Origin of the sequence: Agrobacterium leguminum (genome assembly GCF_005144435.2) — a bacterium.
GTDB lineage: Bacteria > Pseudomonadota > Alphaproteobacteria > Rhizobiales > Rhizobiaceae > Agrobacterium > Agrobacterium leguminum.
In genome coordinates this window covers 733,493-750,714 of the sequence record NZ_CP120212.1, presented here as the reverse complement: position 1 = coordinate 750,714, position 17,222 = coordinate 733,493, and the positions used below count along the sequence as shown (strand labels likewise).

At 61.0% G+C, this 17,222-nt stretch carries 16 protein-coding genes; 11 read left to right on the top strand and 5 right to left on the bottom strand.

The window, feature by feature from the left end:
* Positions 1-30: 30 nt before the first annotated feature.
* The 5 genes from CFBP4996_RS17915 to iolG are packed head-to-tail and all read right to left on the bottom strand — an operon-like array spanning position 31 to position 5,398.
* Positions 31-1,155, bottom strand: a complete 1,125-nt coding sequence (locus tag CFBP4996_RS17915; protein ID WP_080854336.1) for a Gfo/Idh/MocA family protein — start codon at positions 1,153-1,155, stop codon at positions 31-33.
* The gene (locus CFBP4996_RS17910; RefSeq protein WP_080854337.1) at positions 1,148-2,116 is read right to left on the bottom strand and encodes a hydroxyacid dehydrogenase; all 969 of its coding nucleotides are present in this window, start codon (positions 2,114-2,116) and stop codon (positions 1,148-1,150) included. Before CFBP4996_RS17910 ends, CFBP4996_RS17915 begins: the two co-directional genes overlap by 8 nt.
* On the bottom strand, positions 2,117-2,929 hold the full coding sequence (locus CFBP4996_RS17905; RefSeq protein WP_080854338.1) for an HpcH/HpaI aldolase family protein: 813 nt from the start codon (positions 2,927-2,929) through the stop codon (positions 2,117-2,119).
* 27 nt (positions 2,930-2,956) lie between these two features.
* On the bottom strand, positions 2,957-4,387 hold the full coding sequence (locus CFBP4996_RS17900; RefSeq protein WP_080854339.1) for an NAD-dependent succinate-semialdehyde dehydrogenase: 1,431 nt from the start codon (positions 4,385-4,387) through the stop codon (positions 2,957-2,959).
* 3 nt (positions 4,388-4,390) lie between these two features.
* A complete protein-coding gene (gene iolG, locus CFBP4996_RS17895; RefSeq protein ID WP_080854340.1) occupies positions 4,391-5,398 on the bottom strand; it encodes an inositol 2-dehydrogenase in 1,008 nt (335 codons plus the stop codon).
* A gap of 105 nt (positions 5,399-5,503) precedes the next feature.
* Between iolG and iolD the strand changes: the two genes are divergently transcribed.
* The 11 genes from iolD (at position 5,504) to CFBP4996_RS17840 (ending at position 17,219) form a co-directional block, all read left to right on the top strand.
* Positions 5,504-7,375, top strand: a complete 1,872-nt coding sequence (gene iolD / locus CFBP4996_RS17890) for a 3D-(3,5/4)-trihydroxycyclohexane-1,2-dione acylhydrolase (decyclizing) (protein WP_080854341.1) — start codon at positions 5,504-5,506, stop codon at positions 7,373-7,375.
* Between the two features lies 1 nt (position 7,376).
* The gene (iolE, locus tag CFBP4996_RS17885) at positions 7,377-8,270 is read left to right on the top strand and encodes a myo-inosose-2 dehydratase (RefSeq protein ID WP_080854342.1); all 894 of its coding nucleotides are present in this window, start codon (positions 7,377-7,379) and stop codon (positions 8,268-8,270) included.
* Positions 8,267-9,079, top strand: a complete 813-nt coding sequence (locus CFBP4996_RS17880) for an SDR family oxidoreductase (protein ID WP_080854343.1) — start codon at positions 8,267-8,269, stop codon at positions 9,077-9,079. Before iolE ends, CFBP4996_RS17880 begins: the two co-directional genes overlap by 4 nt.
* Before the next feature lie 4 nt (positions 9,080-9,083).
* Positions 9,084-10,145: a sugar phosphate isomerase/epimerase family protein gene (locus tag CFBP4996_RS17875; RefSeq protein WP_080854344.1), complete on the top strand. Its 1,062-nt coding sequence runs from the start codon at positions 9,084-9,086 to the stop codon at positions 10,143-10,145.
* The gene (locus CFBP4996_RS17870; protein WP_233283565.1) at positions 10,142-11,305 is read left to right on the top strand and encodes a Gfo/Idh/MocA family protein; all 1,164 of its coding nucleotides are present in this window, start codon (positions 10,142-10,144) and stop codon (positions 11,303-11,305) included. Before CFBP4996_RS17875 ends, CFBP4996_RS17870 begins: the two co-directional genes overlap by 4 nt.
* A 179-nt stretch (positions 11,306-11,484) precedes the next feature.
* On the top strand, positions 11,485-12,009 hold the full coding sequence (locus CFBP4996_RS17865; protein ID WP_080854345.1) for a GNAT family N-acetyltransferase: 525 nt from the start codon (positions 11,485-11,487) through the stop codon (positions 12,007-12,009).
* A gap of 83 nt (positions 12,010-12,092) precedes the next feature.
* On the top strand, positions 12,093-12,764 hold the full coding sequence (locus tag CFBP4996_RS17860) for a response regulator (RefSeq protein WP_080819427.1): 672 nt from the start codon (positions 12,093-12,095) through the stop codon (positions 12,762-12,764).
* Entirely contained in the window at positions 12,761-14,185 is a 1,425-nt protein-coding gene (locus CFBP4996_RS17855; protein ID WP_080854346.1) for a sensor histidine kinase, read from the top strand. The genes CFBP4996_RS17860 and CFBP4996_RS17855 overlap by 4 nt, the downstream gene beginning before the upstream one ends.
* A gap of 60 nt (positions 14,186-14,245) precedes the next feature.
* On the top strand, positions 14,246-15,241 hold the full coding sequence (locus CFBP4996_RS17850; RefSeq protein ID WP_080854347.1) for a Bug family tripartite tricarboxylate transporter substrate binding protein: 996 nt from the start codon (positions 14,246-14,248) through the stop codon (positions 15,239-15,241).
* Positions 15,242-15,252: 11 nt separating this feature from the next.
* A complete protein-coding gene (locus tag CFBP4996_RS17845) occupies positions 15,253-15,690 on the top strand; it encodes a tripartite tricarboxylate transporter TctB family protein (protein ID WP_080854348.1) in 438 nt (145 codons plus the stop codon).
* Entirely contained in the window at positions 15,690-17,219 is a 1,530-nt protein-coding gene (locus CFBP4996_RS17840) for a tripartite tricarboxylate transporter permease (protein ID WP_080854349.1), read from the top strand. The genes CFBP4996_RS17845 and CFBP4996_RS17840 overlap by 1 nt, the downstream gene beginning before the upstream one ends.
* Positions 17,220-17,222 lie beyond the last annotated feature (3 nt).

Here is a 17,222-nt window from a genome sequence, read left to right as displayed (position 1 = left end):
GGCCCGCAGCCCGTCGCTCAATCCGGGATTTCAGGCGGCGACCTCCATCCATTGTCGTGCGGATGACGAGCGCTGGATCGTCTCGACCAGGCGCTGGATGCGCAGGCCGGCGGCAAAACCGAAAGGCTCTGGTGCCTGTCCCGCGATCGCCCGGAGATAACCTTCGATTTCGATGGCTTTCAGGTCGTTGAAGCCGAGCTGATGGCCGGGCGCGACGCAGAAGCGGCCATAGGGTGCGTGGTCAGGAGAGGCCTCTATTTTGCGGAAGCCACGGCGGCCGGCCGGATCGGCAGCGGAATAGAAATGTAGCTCGTTGAACCGCTCCTGTGTGAAGTAAAGTGCACCCTTGTCGCCGTAGATCTCGAAATCATGCTGCATCTTGCGGCCGGTGGCGATCCAGTTGCCTTCGACTGAACCCTGCGCACCATTGGCAAAACGCAGGAAGGCGCGCCCCACATCGTCCACCTCCACCTTGCGTGTGCCGCCCTTGCCATCCGGCCGCTCGGCAATCAGCGTCACGCAATCGCCCATCACTTCGGTTATCGGGCCGAGCAGGAATTCGGCTGTGGCAAGCGCGTGGGAGCCGATATCGGCAAGCGCGCCGCCGCCGGCCGGATCGTGACGGAAGGTGAAGGCGCCGGAGGCGTCAGCCATGTAGTCTTCGGCATGCAGGCCACGATAACCGCGTATCTTGCCGAGTTCGCCTGCGGCCACCATTTCCCGCGCCAGCCGCAGCATGGGATTGCAGAGATAGTTGAAGCCCACCTGCGTTTTCACGCCGCGTGCTGCGGCGGCTGCGGCCATCTCGCCGGCATCCGCGGCAAGCGGTGCCAGCGGTTTTTCGCAATAGACATGTTTGCTGGCGGCAATGGCGGCAAGCGCCATTTCCTTGTGCAGCGCGTTCGGCGCGGTGATGTCGACGAGGTCGATATCCGGATCGGCGATGATGCTGCGCCAGTCCGCCGTGGAATGGGCAAAGCCGAAATCCGCGGCCGCCCTTGCAGCTGCATCTTCGGTGATGTCGGCAACGGTGTGTAATTCGATCCGGTAGGGCAGATCGAACACTTTCTGGGCGGAGGCGAAACCGAAGACGTGGGCCTTGCCCATGAAGCCGGTGCCGATGAGGCCGACGCGGAGAACGGGTTTTTCAGACATGGGCAAATTCCGGGTTGACGATGAGACCGGGATCGATCGTCCCTTTCAGATAATTGACGGCGTTCTGGATGGACGCGATGGCCATCCTCTCCCCGCATTCCGTCGTAAGCCCGGCAATATGCGGCGACAGGACGGTGTTGAACTGCGACAGCAGCGGGGAGGAGCTTTCCGGCGGCTCGTCATCGAAGACATCAAGCCCGGCCGCACCGACATGACCCGAGGCGAGCGCTTCGCTGAGCGCCTTTTCGCAAACGACACCGCCACGGGCCGTGTTTGACAGCACGACGCCACGTTTCATCAGTGCGATTTCGGTTGGCCCTATCGCCGGGGTCGGCCCCTTGGGTATGTGCACGGAAATATAATCGGCCCAGGGCAAACCTTCTTCCAGCGATACGGGTCTTGTCGGTCCTTCGGGCCATCCCGCTTGCAGGAGATAGGGGTCGTAGGCGCGGATATGCATGCCGAAACCCGACGCCATTCTGGCAAGATGCCGCCCGATCCGGCCATAACCGAGGATGAGGAGGTTCTTGCCGGATATTTCCTGCTGCTCCAGCCTGTTGCGCCAGCTCCATTGTCCCGGTTCACGAACCGCGCGGTCGGCGAGTATGGCCCGCTTTGCCGCCGCCAGCAGCAGCATCATCGCATGTTCGGCGACTGAGACGGAATTGACGTCGCCGACGATGGTGAGCGCGATGTTACGGCGGTTGAGTTCGGCAAGATCGACGCTATCGTAACCCACCCCATGGCGGGACACCACTTTCAGCCGTGCGGCTTTTGCAATGGTGGCCGCTGAGAGCGGTTGCGTGCGGATGACGATCGCATCCGCTTCCTCGATGAAGGGCGCGTAGGAGGCTTCGGAGACGTCCTCGATATAGCGGACGGAGAAGCCGAGGGATGGCAGATCGCGCAGCATGGCCTCGCCGGAAGGATGAAGTTTTCCGGCCACGAGAAGGTTCGGCATTCAATACCCCCCTTTGCCATCGGTTTTTTTGGCGGTCTTTTCCACCAGCCTGCGCCAGGTCGCGGTCGATTCCGTCGCCGCCGCCGCCAGAAGGCGCGAATCGCCGGATACGGTGGTCATGTCGAAGCCCCATTCCACCGCGCGTGCCGCGTAATCCGCTGTGCCGCAATGGAGGGCCGCCTTGATGCCGTTGCGGTGGCAGGCATCGAGGATGCGTTTGATGGCGTCGATGACCTCGGGCTCCTCGCGGTCAAAGGCAGGTGTCAGTTGCCCTTTCGAAAGCGAGAAGCTGAGATCGGCGGGGCCGACATAAATCCCGTCGAGGCCGGGGGTGGAGGCGATCTCCTCGAGATTGTCCATCGCCTCCGCCGTTTCGATCATCGCAAAGGCGAGGATCTCGTCATTGGCCTCCGCGGCATAATTGCCGCCGGCGGTGTAAACGGCGCGGGTGGGGCCGAAGCTGCGTTCCCCGAGCGGGGGGTAGCGCATGTAACGAACGAATTGCTCGGCCTGCGCCCGGTTGTTGATCATCGGGCAGATGATGCCATAGGCGCCGGCATCCAGAACCTTGGATATCCAGGACGGGTCGAGCCAGGGCACCCGCGCCATCAGCACCTTGTCGGAGGCGCGCATCGCCTGGAACATGCCGAGCACATCCTTGTAATCGACTGCGCCGTGCTGGATGTCGATGGAGATGGCGTCGTAATCCTGCGCCGCCATGATTTCGGCGCTGAACGGGCTGGCAATCGACAGCCAGCCATGCAGAACCGGACGTCCCTCGGCCCAGATTTCTTTAAGTTTGTTTTTCCGCATGATTTTCTCCTGCAAGAATATTCGTCTTCAAAAGACGATCTGGGCGAGTTTGGTTTCGAGATAATCGCTTATCCCCTCGATACCACCCTCACGCCCCATGCCGGAATGGTTCGTACCGCCGAACGGCGCTTCGGATGCGGCGAGCGCGAAGCTGTTGATGCCGACCATACCGGATTTCAGCGCCGCTACCGTTCGCCGTGCCCTGTCCGGGGAACGGGTGAATGCATAGGCGGAAAGGCCCATGTCGGAGGCGTTAGCCCGCTCCATAACCTCGTCCTCGGTGCTGAAGCGGGTGATTGCGGCAATCGGACCGAAATTTTCTTCGGCAAAAACCTTCATCGTGTCCGTCACGCCGGTTAGCACGGTGGGCTCGAAAAAGAAGCCGTGGTTCAGGTGCGGCGGGCGTTTGCCGCCATGGGCGATTTTTGCGCCGGCGTGCACGGCGTCGGCGACCACCGCCTCGATTTCGTCGAGACGGCCGCCATTGATGAGCGGACCCATGCCGGTATCGGGATCAAGCCCGTCACCGAGCCTTATCTTCGCCGCGCGTGCCACAAAACCGTCGACAAAGGCGTCGTGCAGGCTCTCATGAACGAAGATGCGATCCGGCGTGACGCAGACCTGGCCGCAATTGGCGAATTTGGTCGGCACGGCAAGATCGAGCGCGTTGTCGAGATCCGCATCGTCATAAATGATGAGGGGCGCATTGCCGCCCAGTTCCATCGACACCTTCTTCACGGTCTGTGCGGCGTCACGGATCATTTGCTGGCCGACCCGGGTGGAGCCTGTCAGCGACACCTTGCGCACGCGTTTGTCCGCCATGATCGGGCCATAGGTATCGGCGGTCGAACCCACAACCAGATTGACGGCGCCATCGGGAAGGCCGGCTGCTCTCAGGCAGTCGACCATGACCATGGCGACGCCCGGTGTCTGGGATGAGGGGCGCAGCACGACGGGGCAGCCGGTGGCGAGCGCCGGGGCGAGCTTGCGCGCCGGAAGCGCGGCCGGGAAATTCCACGCGGTGAAAGCGCCGACGATGCCGACGGCTTCGCGGGTGACTTCAAATCGTCCGTCGGGCACCCGGCTCTCGACGATGCGGCCATAGATGCGACGCGCTTCTTCGGCGAACCAACGGAACTGGTCGCAGGAAAGCGTCCATTCGCGACCCGCCTGGGCAATCGGTTTACCGGTCTCCAGCGAGATCATTCTCGCGCCCTCATCGGCACGGCGCAGCATTTCCTCGGCGGCCCGATGCAGCGCCTCGGCGCGTGCGAAGCCGCCCATGGCGCGCAGTTTTGGAAGAGCGGTCGCCGCCGCGTCGATCGCAGCGCGGGTCTCATCGGCGGTGGCAAGCGCCACCTCGCCCAGCGCCGCGCCGGTGACAGGAGAGATGACCTCCCCCGTCACAGTGCCGGCAAGCCAGCGGCCGTTGATGAAAAGTCCAAAATTCGCGTACATGGCTTACCCGATCTCGCTTGTGTTGACGGTGCGCCCTTCGGCGGAGGAACGGATTGCCGCTTCCGCAAGCAGCAGGGCCTGCCTGCCGTCCTCGAAGCCGACTTCCGGCGCCTTGCCCTGTTCCACGGCATCGACAAAGGCGCTGATTTCCGCTGCGAAGGCATCGGCATAACGGTCAATGAAGAAGTTCATCAGCGGTGCTGCCCGGTCGGTGCCGTCTTCGGTGTGGAGACGCAGGTGATTGAGCGTCCGGTTTTCGGAAATCGCCATGCCGGCGCTTCCGAAGGCCTCCACCCGCTGGTCGTAGCCATAAACCGCGCGCCGCGAATTGCCGATCGTGCATTGTTTGCCCGAAGCGGTTTTCAGCACCACGGTTACGGTGTCGTAGTCGTCGCATCTTTCCATCAGCGCCGGGTCGACCAGCCGCGAGCCGGTGGCCGAGACTTCCGTAATCTCTTCACCCAGAATGAAGCGGGCCATGTCGAAATCATGGATCGTCATGTCGCGGAAAATGCCGCCAGACATTTCGATATAGGCGGGGGGCGCCATGCCGGGATCGCGCGAGGTGATGACGACCTGATGTAGATCGCCTATCGTTCCGTTTTCGACGGCGTTGCGCACGGCGCGATGCCCACTGTCGAATCGCCGGACGAAACCGAGCATGATTGGCACGCTGCTGCCGGCAATTTTCGTCGCACAGGCATTGACGCGGTCAAGGGAGAGATCGATGGGCTTCTCGCAGAGAACGGATTTTCCAGCCGCTACCGCCTTTTCCAGCAGATCTGCATGGGTGGGCGTCGAGGTGGCGATCAGCACGGCGTCGACCTCGGGCGAGGCAAAAACCGCCTCGGCGGACTCGAATCGTGTCACATCAAGCTTTTCGGCAATTTCTTTTGCCGACGGCTCGTAGACATCAAAGACACCGGCCAGTGTCGCCCTTGGATGGGCGACGATGTTTTCCGCATGCATGCGGCCGATACGGCCCACGCCAAGCACTGCAATTCTCAGCATCGAAATTTTCCTCCCGAGGTATTTGGCAATAATCATTGCAAAGTATTGAATTTGTCAATATGCATTCCAAAAACATATCGACAACCATCCGCAGGAGGAGGCGAGATGACCGCTAAGACCTTACGTCTGACCATGGCCCAGGCGCTAGTACGTTACCTGTGCAACCAGTTTACCGAAATCGATGGAGAGCGCGTTCCCCTGTTTGCGGGCGTTTTCGCGATCTTCGGGCATGGCAATGTCACATGCCTTTCCGAAGCCCTGGAGACGGTGCAGGACCAATTGCCGACATGGCGCGGGCAGAACGAACAATCCATGGCGCTCGCCGCAATCGGTTTTGCCAAGGCGAAAAGGCGCAGGCAGATCATGGTCGCTGCGACATCGATTGGGCCGGGGGCGCTGAACATGGTGACGGCTGCCGGCGTTGCCATGGCCAACCGCCTTCCCGTTCTGCTTCTCGCGGGCGACACCTTTGCCAGCCGCCTGCCGGACCCGGTTCTGCAACAGGTCGAGCATTTCGGCGATCCGACGCTGACCGTCAATGATGCGTTCAAATCCGTGGTGCGTTACTGGGACAGGATCGTGCTCCCGGAACAATTGCTGCAATCGCTGCCGCAGGCGGTTGCGACCATGCTCGATCCGGCCGATTGCGGCCCGGCCTTCATCGGTCTTGCGCAGGATACGCAGGAAATCGCTTTCGATTATCCGGCGGTCTTCTTTGAACCGAAGGTCTGGAAAATCCCTCGGCCGCGTCCGGACCGTGATGCCGTGGCGGCCGCTGCCCGGCTGCTGGCGCAGGCGAAACGCCCGCTCATCATTTCCGGCGGCGGCGTGCGTTATTCGCTGGCTGAAGAACGCCTTGCCGATTTCGCCGCGAAGCGTGGCATTCCCGTGGTTGAAACCATCGCCGGCAAGGGCGCGCTTACCCATCACCATCCGGTCCATGCCGGGCCTATCGGCATCGTCGGATCGACCTCGGCGAATGCGCTGGCCAAGGATGCGGATGTCGTGCTGGCAATCGGTACCCGGCTTCAGGATTTCACCACGGGTTCCTGGACGGCTTTCTCCCGCGACGCGCAGTTCATTTCCATCAATGCCGCCCGCTTCGATGCGGTCAAGCACCGGGCGCTTTCCGTCGTCGGCGATGCGCTCGAGACGATCGATGAGCTGGACCAGGCGCTTGGCGCCTATAAGGTCGATGCTGCGCATATGCAGCGGGCCAAAACACTGTTCGCCGAATGGGACAATCTGCTGGACGAACACCAGCGGGTCACCAATGCGCCGGTTCCCTCCTATGCACAGGTCGTCGGCATTCTGAACCGGGTTGCGCGGCCCGAAGATACGCTGATCGCGGCAGCGGGCGGAACGCCGGGTGAGGTGACCAAGGGATGGCGGGTGAAGAACCCCAATACGTTCGATTGCGAATTCGGCTTTTCCTGCATGGGCTATGAAATCGCTGCCGGCTGGGGCTGCTCCATGGCGCAGGAAGGACCGGGCGGCACTGGCGGCGTTCCAATCGTCATGCTGGGGGATGGCACCTATATGATGATGAACTCCGACATCTATTCTGCCGCGCTCACCGGGCACCGGATGATCGTGGTGGTCTGCGATAATGGTGGCTATGCCGTCATCAACCGTCTGCAGCAGGCTAAGGGCGTTCCCGGCTTCAATAATCTGCTGGCAGATTGCCGCGTCAGGGACAGGGAAAATCCGCTGCATGTCGATTTCGTCAAGCATGCGGAAGCGATGGGCGCCCATGCGCGCAAGGCGGAGAGCCTTTCCGATCTTGAAGACGCGATGATCTGGGCGCAGGGCAATGATGGCGTGACCGTCATCTCCATCGTTTCCGATGCGTGGAAATGGGTTCCGGGCGATGCCGACTGGGATGTCGGTGTTCCCTCCGTCTCCAGCTTCGAGACCGTGCGTGCCGCCCGCGCCGCGCAGGAAAACATCCGCAAGGCGCAGCGAGTGGGAGTCTGAGATGAAAGCAAGACTTGGTATCGCGCCGATTGCCTGGTGGAATGACGATCTTGCCGAGCTTTCCGATGATGTGAGCCTTCAGGAATGCCTGAGGCAGGCAAGCGAAGCCGGCTTTACTGGAATGGAGACCGGACGCCGCTTCCCGATGGATATGGCGGAGCTTGGGCCGATCCTCGACCGCTACGGCATATCGGTGTGCGGCGGCTGGTTTTCCGGCCTGCTGCTGGATGGCGACATCGAGGCGGAGAAAGACCGCATCGCGCAGCAGATGGAATTCTTCATCGCCGCCGGCGCGCCCTGCATCGTTTATGGGGAAACGGCACGCTCCATTCAGGGCGTGCGTTCCGCCCCGCTTGCCTCCAAGCCAAGGCTCGACGAGGCCGGCATGGCGGCCTATGGCCGCAAGATGTCCGACTTTTCCGACTGGTGCGCGGCGAAGGGCATGCCGATTTCCTATCACCACCATATGGCGGCCATCGTGGAGACCGAGCCGGAACTCGATCTCTTCATGAAGCACTCCTCCGTTCCCCTGCTGTTCGATGCCGGGCACATGGCCTTTGCGGGCGGCGACGTCATGCGCGTCATCGAAAACCACCATGCGCGCATTACCCATGTCCACACCAAGGACATCCTGCGTGACGTCGTCGCTGGGCTGGACAGGAGCCGGGAGAGCTTCCTCGATGCCGTCATCAAGGGCGCCTTTACCGTGCCGGGCGATGGCAGCCTGGATTTCGGGGCAATCGTCAAGGCGCTGGCGTCGAAAGGTTACGAGGGCTGGTTTGTGGTCGAGGCGGAACAGGATCCGATCAGGAACCCGCCGCTGGACATGGCCCGCAAGGGGCACAGGGAGTTGCTGCGCGTCATGGACGCCGCTGGTTATGAGGTCGTGAAATGAACCGTATTGAAGGAAAGATCGCCGTTATTACCGGTGGAACCCAGGGGTTGGGTGCAGCCGTTGCGCAGGTGTTTGCGCAGGCGGGCGCGGCGGGCATCGTCATCGTCGGGCGCGGCGTGGAAAAAGGCCAGGCTGTCGCGGACGCCATTACGCAGAAATCAGGCGTGCCGGTCGAGATGGTGGCGGCCGATCTCGGCGATATCGATGATGTCCGCAGCATCATTCCGGCGACGGACAAACGCTTCGGGCGGGTCGATATTCTCGTTAACGCGGCGGGGTTGACGGATCGTGGCAACATGCTGAACACGACGCCCGAGCTTTTCGACCGGATGTTCGCGGTCAATACGCGTGCGCCATTCTTTCTCATTCAGGATGCGGCGAAGGTGATGATCCGCGAGGGTATCGAGGGCCGTGTGGTCAATGTCGGATCGATGTCGGGGCTTACCGGCCAGCCGTTCCTTGCGCCTTATGCGGCCTCGAAAGGTGCGCTTGCCACCGTCACCCGCCATGCCGGCTTTTCGCTGATGCGCCATCGCATCCATGTGAACCAGCTCGACATCGGCTGGATGAATTCCGATCACGAGCGCAAGCTCGTCCTTTCCGAGACCGGCGATCCCGATTTCATCGACCGTGCGGCGGCGACAAAGCCGTTCGGGCGCATCCTCGATCCGCTTGAAGTGGCCCGCGCCATCCTGTGGATGGCATCCGACGACAGCGGCATGATGACGGGCGCCGTGATCCCCTTCGATCAATCGGTCTATGGCGGTTATGACGACGCGCCGGTGCCGGCGAAAAAACTGGAGGAATAAGGTGATGCGGACCATCAAGGGGCCAGGCGTCTTCCTGGCGCAGTTCGCCGCGGATGAGGCGCCTTACAATTCGCTTGCCTCGCTTGCGGAATGGGCGTCGGACAAGGGCTTCAAAGGAGTGCAGATTCCCACCTGGGACACGCGCCTGATCGACATGAAACAGGCGGCGGAAAGCGATGCCTATTGCGACGATCTGAAGGGCCTGCTCGGTGAGCATGGGCTGGAGATCACCGAGCTTGCCTCCCACATCACTGGGCAGCTTGTGGCGGTGCATCCCGCCCATGACGCGATCATGGACAGTTTTGCGCCGGAGCATGTGCGGGGCAATCCCGCAAAGCGTCGGGCATGGGCCGAAGAGCAGCTGCGCTTTGCCGCCCGCGCCTCGAAACGTCTCGGCATCGACCGCCATGTGACCTTTCCCGGCGCGCTTTTATGGCCCTATCTTTATCCCTATCCGCAATGGCCGGAAGGGCTGGTGGAGGAAGGCTTTGACGAGCTTGCCCGCCGCTGGACGCCGATCCTCGATGATTTCGACGCCCATGGCGTGGATGTCTGCTATGAAATCCACCCCAGCGAAGACCTGCATGACGGCCATAGCTGGGAGATGTTTCTCGGCAGGGTCAAGGGGCATCCCCGGGCGAACCTGATGTATGATCCCTCACATCTGGTTCTGCAGGGAATGGACTATCTCGCTTTCATCGACCATTACCACGACCGGATCAAAACCTTCCACGTCAAGGATGCCGAGTTCCGCCCCGATGGGAAATCGGGCGCCTATGGCGGCTATCAGCCCTGGTCCAAACGGGCCGGCCGCTTCCGCAGCCCCGGCGACGGGCAGATCGATTTCGGCGCGATCTTCACGAAGCTCACAACCTATGGCTTCGATGGCTGGGCGGTGCTGGAGTGGGAATGTTTCGTCAAAAATCCCGAGGATGGTGCGTCTGAAGGCGCGCGTTTTATCGCCGATCACATCATCCGCGTCTCGGACCGCGCCTTTGACGATTTCGTCAAATCCGGTGCGAACCGCAACGCCAACCGCGCCATGCTGGGGCTGGAGGAACAATGACTATCGAAAGACCGCTTCGTCTGGGCATGATCGGCGGTGGCCAGGGCGCCTATATCGGCAATATCCATCGTCTTGCCGCACGCCTTGACGGCAAATGGGTACTGGTTGCCGGGGCCTTCGATGTCGATCCCGAAAGGGGCCGCACCTTTGCGATCAATGAGGGGCTCGACCCGGCCCGCAGCTATGGCAGCTATCAGGAGTTGATCGCCGGCGAGGCTGCCCGCGAGGACCGCGTCGACGCGGTTGCGATCTGCACGCCGAATTTTACCCACTATCCCATCGCGAAGGCGCTGATTGAGGCCGGTTTCGACGTGATCTGCGAAAAACCGCTGACCGCAACGCTGGAGGACGCCATCGCGCTCGAAAAGCTGTCACGGGAAAGCGGCCGTTTCGTTGGGGTGACCTACACCTATTCCGGTTATCCGATGGTGCATGAAGCCCGTGCGCGCGTGGCGGCTGGTGAGATCGGCGAGGTTCGCACCGTGCAGGTGGAATATCCGCTGGAATGGATGGCGACCGCCATCGAGCAGCAGGGCAATGCCCAGGCGGCGTGGCGCACCGACCCGAAGAAGAACGGTCGCGGCGGTTCCATCGGCGATATAGGCACCCATGCCTATCATCTGGCCGGTTTCGTGACCGGGCTGAAATTGCAGTCCCTCACCGCCGATCTCGCTACCTTCGTGGCGGGGCGGGCGCTGGATGACAATGCCCATGTGATGATGCGCTATGAAGGCGGGGCGCGGGGCCTCCTGTGGTCGTCGCAGGTGGCGCTCGGCAATTCCAACGGCGTGCGTCTGCGGGTTTTCGGCTCGACCGGATCGTTGCAATGGTTTCAGGAGCAGCCGAACGAACTCGTCTATACGCCGCTGAACGAGCGCGTGCAGACCATCAAGCGCGGTGCGGACGATCTTTCCGAAGACGCAAGGGTCCGTACCCGCACCCCGCCCGGCCACCCGGAAGGATATCTGGAAGCCTTCGCCAACCTCTATGCCGGTTTCGCGGAAGCCATCCGCGCCCGCAGGGCTGGGCGCGAACCGACAGCCATCGGCCGCAATATCCCGCTCGCTTATGACGGTCTGAAGGGCGTGGCCTTCGTGGAGGCGGTGGTGGACAGCGCCGAGAGCACCGATCCGCGCTGGATTACCCCGGTGGCGGTATAGGCCTGCAGCCAAGGGGATTATGACGGAAATAGACCTTCCGGAGAGGCCATGCCGGTCCGGAAGGTCGTGTAAATTTCTCTGCCAGGCCCTCCACCGAACCGAGAATGGCGAAAGGAGGGGCGGTGTTGCTTTCATAACGGGATGGGGGCAGGGTGCGGCACGGCGCTGGAGGGGTTCGCGTGTCGATCATCATAAGGACCAGACGATTACATCTGCGGAAAGTCGAGAGTGCTGATCTGGCCGCATTGAGCCGGATTTACGCTGACCCGGACTGCATGCAGTTCTATCCGAGTACCAGGTCACCTTCGGAAACCCTCGCCTGGTTTCAGGAACTGGCTTTCGATAGTTATAGCCGACATGGCTTCGGTCTTTGGGCTGTCGTCGATTCGGTCTCGGGAGAGGTCATCGGCGATTGTGGAATTACGCTGCAAAAGACCCCTGCGGGCCTTGAACCAGAGATAGGGTATCATCTCTGGCGCGGTTTCTGGGGCAAGGGTTTGGCAACCGAAGCGGCCATCGCCTGCCGCGACTATGCCTTTCACAACCTTGGTTTGCCCAGAGTGGTCAGCATCACCACGCCTGAAAACATCCCTTCGCAAAGGGTTGCGGAACGGGTGCACGACAGAAAAGAAATTTATCAGAAACCGCTTGGGGAAAGCGAAATTATCGTGGATCGTTATCTTTATATCAGCGAGAAACGGTGATCGGTCCCGGTTTCAGGCAGACGATGATTTGGTTCATCTTGCGCCAAAGCTGGCCATGAGGCCATGTAAGCGGAGGTTTACATTTGAAACTACTGCTGGTCGAAGACGATGCGGAGCTGGCTCAGTGGCTGATAAAGGCGCTGAAGCAGCGCTACGAGTTCATGATCGATTGGGCGGATGACGGAACGGCTGCCGACCAGCGGCTTCGGCAGGAGGAGTTCGACGCCGTCATTCTGGACCTGGGGCTGCCGAAGATGGGCGGACGCGCCGTTCTCTCCGCAATGAGAGTTCGCGGCGACAATACGCCGGCTCTCATCCTGACCGCTCGTGACACCCTCAGCGAACGGATAGGCACGCTTCATGAAGGCGCGGATGATTTTCTGGCCAAGCCGTTCGCGATCGAGGAACTGGAGGCACGGCTGGTAGCGCTGGTGCGCCGAGCCCATGGGCGCAATGTGGGCACCTTTTCTTGCGGTGACCTTACCTATTATTCGGCCGAGCAGCGCTTTACCTTATGTGGCGATCCGCTCGACCTGACGCCTCGTGAGCACTCGCTCCTTCGTATCCTCGTGCAGCATGCGGGCGAACCCATGTCGAAGCAGAAGATTGTCGACCGGATGTTCTCCTATGACGCCGATATCCAGCTGGAGGCAATCGAAGTCATCGCGCATCGACTGCGGAAGAAGCTTTCGAACTCGGTTCAGATAAGAACATTGCGCGGACTGGGATACGTGCTCGAAGCGGGCGCGGCATGAGCAGCGCAGGAAGGTCCGGCAAGCCCGGACGTCCGCTCGCCCTCACGCTCGGTCTCTGGATTGTGCCGGCAATCATCCTGGCAATGACGTCCACGCTTTGGTTCAGTGCGACGACCGTTCAGGAAATGGCCGATAGCGCCTATGATCGATCGCTTGCCGGGGCAGTCAGGGCGATCGATGCAAACATTTCCACGGAAAGCGGAGGTATCGGGGTCGAGCTTCCTTACAATCTTTTCGAGTTCTTCCAGCTGACGGCGCAGGGGAAGGTCTATTTTAACGTGTCCACGAGCGACGGCCTCGTCCAGATCGGCGATGTCCTCCTGCCGGAGACGCAGAACCTTTTGCCGGGCGAGCTTCGCTTCCATGACGGCGACTATTTCGGCGAGGCAATCCGCGTCGGAGCACTCAGCCGGCCGCTCGATCCGGTTAAGCCGGACGGGACGCAGATCACCATTCAGGTTGCCGAGACGAAACTGTCGCGCACCATGTTCCAGAACGAGTTGATCATCCGCGCCATCCTTCGTGACGTTCTCGTCGTTGTGGTTCTGGGAATGCTTATCGGCATCGGCGTCTTTATGGCGCTGAAACCGCTCAACAGGCTGCGGGAGGCGATCGACGCCCGCGAACCCGACGATCTAAGGCCGCTCGAGATCGCCGATTTACCAAAGGAGGTTCGCCCGGCCGTGGAGGCGATGAATCGGCTGATGGAGAGGAATGTCGAGCAGGCGGAACAGCAGCGACGGTTCCTGGATGATGCTTCGCACCAGCTCAGGACCCCGATGACGATCCTGCGAACCCAGATCGACTACGCGCTGCACCAGGCAAACCCCGACGACATCCGCATGACATTGAAGTCGTCGAAGGACGTCCTGGATCGTTCGATCCGAACGACGAACCAGCTTCTCGCGCTCGCCAAGGCCCGGACCTCCCAAGGTACGGAAACATATCCGCAGGTTTCCCTGAACGTTGCCGAGACGGTAGCCGAGAGCGTCAGGATGCTGTGGCCCCGAATCCGCAGCCGTCGCATGGACTGCGCGATAGACGCCCACGACGATGGACTGGTCATCCGCGCCAATGAGGGGCTTCTTCAGGAAGCGATGATGAACGTTCTCGACAATGCGGTCAAATATTCGCCCGAGGGCAGCCTGGTGACGGTGAAGCTCCTGCGCGACGATGGATGGGTTGTTGTGGACATCATGGATGAAGGTCCGGGCATGGAGGAAGACGAACTGGCCCATGCGGGAACACGCTTCCGCAGCGGACATCGGGCAGCAAGCGGCAGCGGCCTGGGGCTGGCTATTGCGCTGACCGTCGCCCGCGCCAGCGGTGGTTCGCTGCAGGTCCGGAATAGAAAGGACCGGACTGGCCTTGTGGTTTCCATTCGCCTGCCACTGGCGACTGAAAGCCAGTTGAAAGCTTGAGAGCGATATACGGGGTGCTTCGCAGATAGGAGGTCTGCGTCACTTTCTGGAGGAACATCAATGACGTTCGCATTTCGCGCCGCTCTCGGCGCCGCCCTTTCCTTTACAGCATTTTCGATTTCTTCGACGATTGCTCATGCCGAACCCAAGAATCCCGAATGCATCGCTCCTGCCCAGCCCGGCGGCGGCTTTGACATTACCTGCAAGCTTGCGCAGGCGACGCTTCAGCAATCGGGTGCGGTGAAGTCCCCCATACGCGTTTCCTATATGCCTGGCGGTATCGGCGCGGTTGCCTATAATGCCATCGTCGGACAGCGCCGTGCGGAGCCGAATGTCATTGTGGCCTTTTCCGCCGGATCGCTTCTGAATCTCGCCCAGGGCAAATTTGGCGCATATTCCGAAAAGGACGTCCGCTGGGTTGCAAGCGTCGGCACCGATTACGGTGCGGTCGTCGTCCAGGAAAGCAGCGAGTACAAGTCCCTGACAGACCTGATGGCAGCGATCAAGAAGGATCCGAAGTCCGTCATCATTGGAGCCGGCGGCACGATCGGCAGCCAGGACTGGATGAAAGCCGCGATGGCCGCCCGCGCGGCCGGTATCGATTACAAAGCCATGCGTTTTGTTGCTTTTGAAGGCGGTGGAGACTGTGCGACCGCCCTTCAGGGGGGACACGTCCATATCTGCATGAACGACGTCGGCGACAGCCAGGCGGCAATCGATGGCGGCGCGCCGCTCAAGTTGCTCGCAATCTTCTCGGAGCAGCGTCTTCCCGGCAAGCTTTCGCCAGTGCCGACTGCCATCGAGCAGGGATTCGACATCAAGTGGCCGATTGTGCGCGGTTTCTATGTCGGCCCCGAGGTCACCGAGGCGGACTACCGGTGGTGGGCCGATGTCTTTGCCAAGGCCATGCAGTCTCCCGATTACGCCGCCGAGCTTCAGAAGCGGAACCTGTTTCCTCTTCCGATGACGGGCGAAGAAACGAAGACTTTCGTTGAGAAGCAGGTGGCTGCCTACAAGAAGCTTGCCGCCGACTTCGGTCTCGCGACGACCAAATAAGGGCCTGAACAATGATGACCGACCGTCTTCTGGGAGCGACCGCAATCGCGGTCGCAGCGATCATGCTCATGTTCGGATACGGGTTACAGGCACCCTTTGCCTATGAACCGGTTGGACCTCGTGCATTTCCGATCATCGCGGCAGCGATGATCGGGCTCTGCGGTGTCATCCTGCTTCTGAAGCCGGGTAAATCCGCCGCCGAGCCGGCGGGACCCATCGCTGCCATCGCCGCCCTGTCTGGCTGTCTTGCCGGATATGCCCTTCTTTTCCAATCGCTTGGTTTCGTGATCGCGACCACGATCTTCATGATCCCGATTGCGATGATCTTCGGAGCCAAATGGTGGCAGGGCGCGCTGACCGGCGTTGTGCTGGCCGTTTCGTCGTATTTGCTCTTCGACCGGCTTCTGGAGGTTGTTCTTCCTGCTGGTCCATTCGGAGGCATCGTCTGATGGATACTTTCAACTATCTCATGCATGGATTTGGGGTTGCTCTTTCGCCTGCCAACCTCCTTCTTGCCGCCCTTGGCGCCGTCGTCGGGACGATGGTTGGCGTTCTTCCCGGCCTGGGGCCAATCAACGCTGTCGCCATGCTTGTGCCGGTGGTATTTGCCCTCGGATTGCCTCCGGAGGGGTCGTTGATCCTGATGGCGGCGATCTATATCGGCTCCGAATATGGGGGCCGGATCAGCGCCATCCTGTTGAACGTGCCCGGCGAAGCTTCGGCGGTGATGACCGCTCTGGAGGGGTATCCGCTTGCACGCCAGGGGAAAGCCGGGATCGCGCTCTCCCTCTCGGCCTGGACCTCCTTTGTCGGCTCGGCTATCGCGACTTTGGGCATCGTGGTTGCCGCTCCAATTCTTGCGACATGGGCACTGGCATTCGGACCGGTCGAATATGTCGCCCTCATGGTATTCGCTTTCGCCTGCCTGACGGGCCTTCTTACCGATCAGCCGGTGAAGGCGATGCTTGCGATAGGGCTGGGCCTCGCGATCTCCACGATCGGCATCGATGCCAACTCCGGGGTCTATCGCTACACCTTCGGCTCGCCAAATCTGGTCGATGGTGTCCAGTTCGCCACCGTCGTCATTGGTCTGTTCGCGATCAGCGAGTTGCTGATCATGCTCGACACCATGCACGGGGGCATGACCGTTCGTATCGAGCAATTGGGTCGCTCGCTTTTCAATCGGGCCGAGATGCGTTTCACCAATATGGCTGCGCTTCGCGGATCGCTGATCGGATTCTTCGTGGGCATTCTGCCGGGTGCCGGAGGTACGGTCGCTTCCGCGCTTGCCTATACGACAGAAAAGCGCGTGGTTGAAAAGAACGATCCCGAGGGAAGCCGTTTCGGGCAGGGTGACATGCGCGGCCTTGCATCCGTTGAGGCAGCCAACAATAGCGCTTCCAATTCCAATTTTATTCCCATGCTCACGCTTGGCATCCCCAGTTCCGGTACGACGGCGATCATGCTTGGCGTTCTGACGCTTTATAACCTGACACCGGGCCCGGCGCTTTTCCGTTCGCAACCTGACCTGGTCTGGGGCCTTATCGCTTCGCTCTTCATCGGCAACTTCATCCTTCTGGCGATCAACATTCCGCTCGTTGGTGTTTTCGCCAGGATGCTTTCGGTTCCGGCCTGGGTACTCGTGCCGTTCATCGTCGTCGTCAGCGCGATTGGTGTCTATTCGGGCAAGTCCACGACTTTTGACCTTGTGCTGATGGTGGCCCTCGGGGTTGGTGGGTATGTTCTGCGCCGTCTCGGTGTGCCGATGGCGCCGCTCATCCTCGGTCTCGTGCTCGGCAAGATACTGGAGCAAAGCCTGCGGCGAGCCCTGTCTCTTTCTGCCGGAGACGTCGCCATCCTCTGGTCGAGCCCGATTTCCGTCACCCTGTGGGGGATGGCCGCCGCTGTTCTTCTCGTTCCGCTGCTTTTGCCGAGGCTCGCGAAGTGGCGGCAGAAAACATCTCTGCAGATGGATTGATCA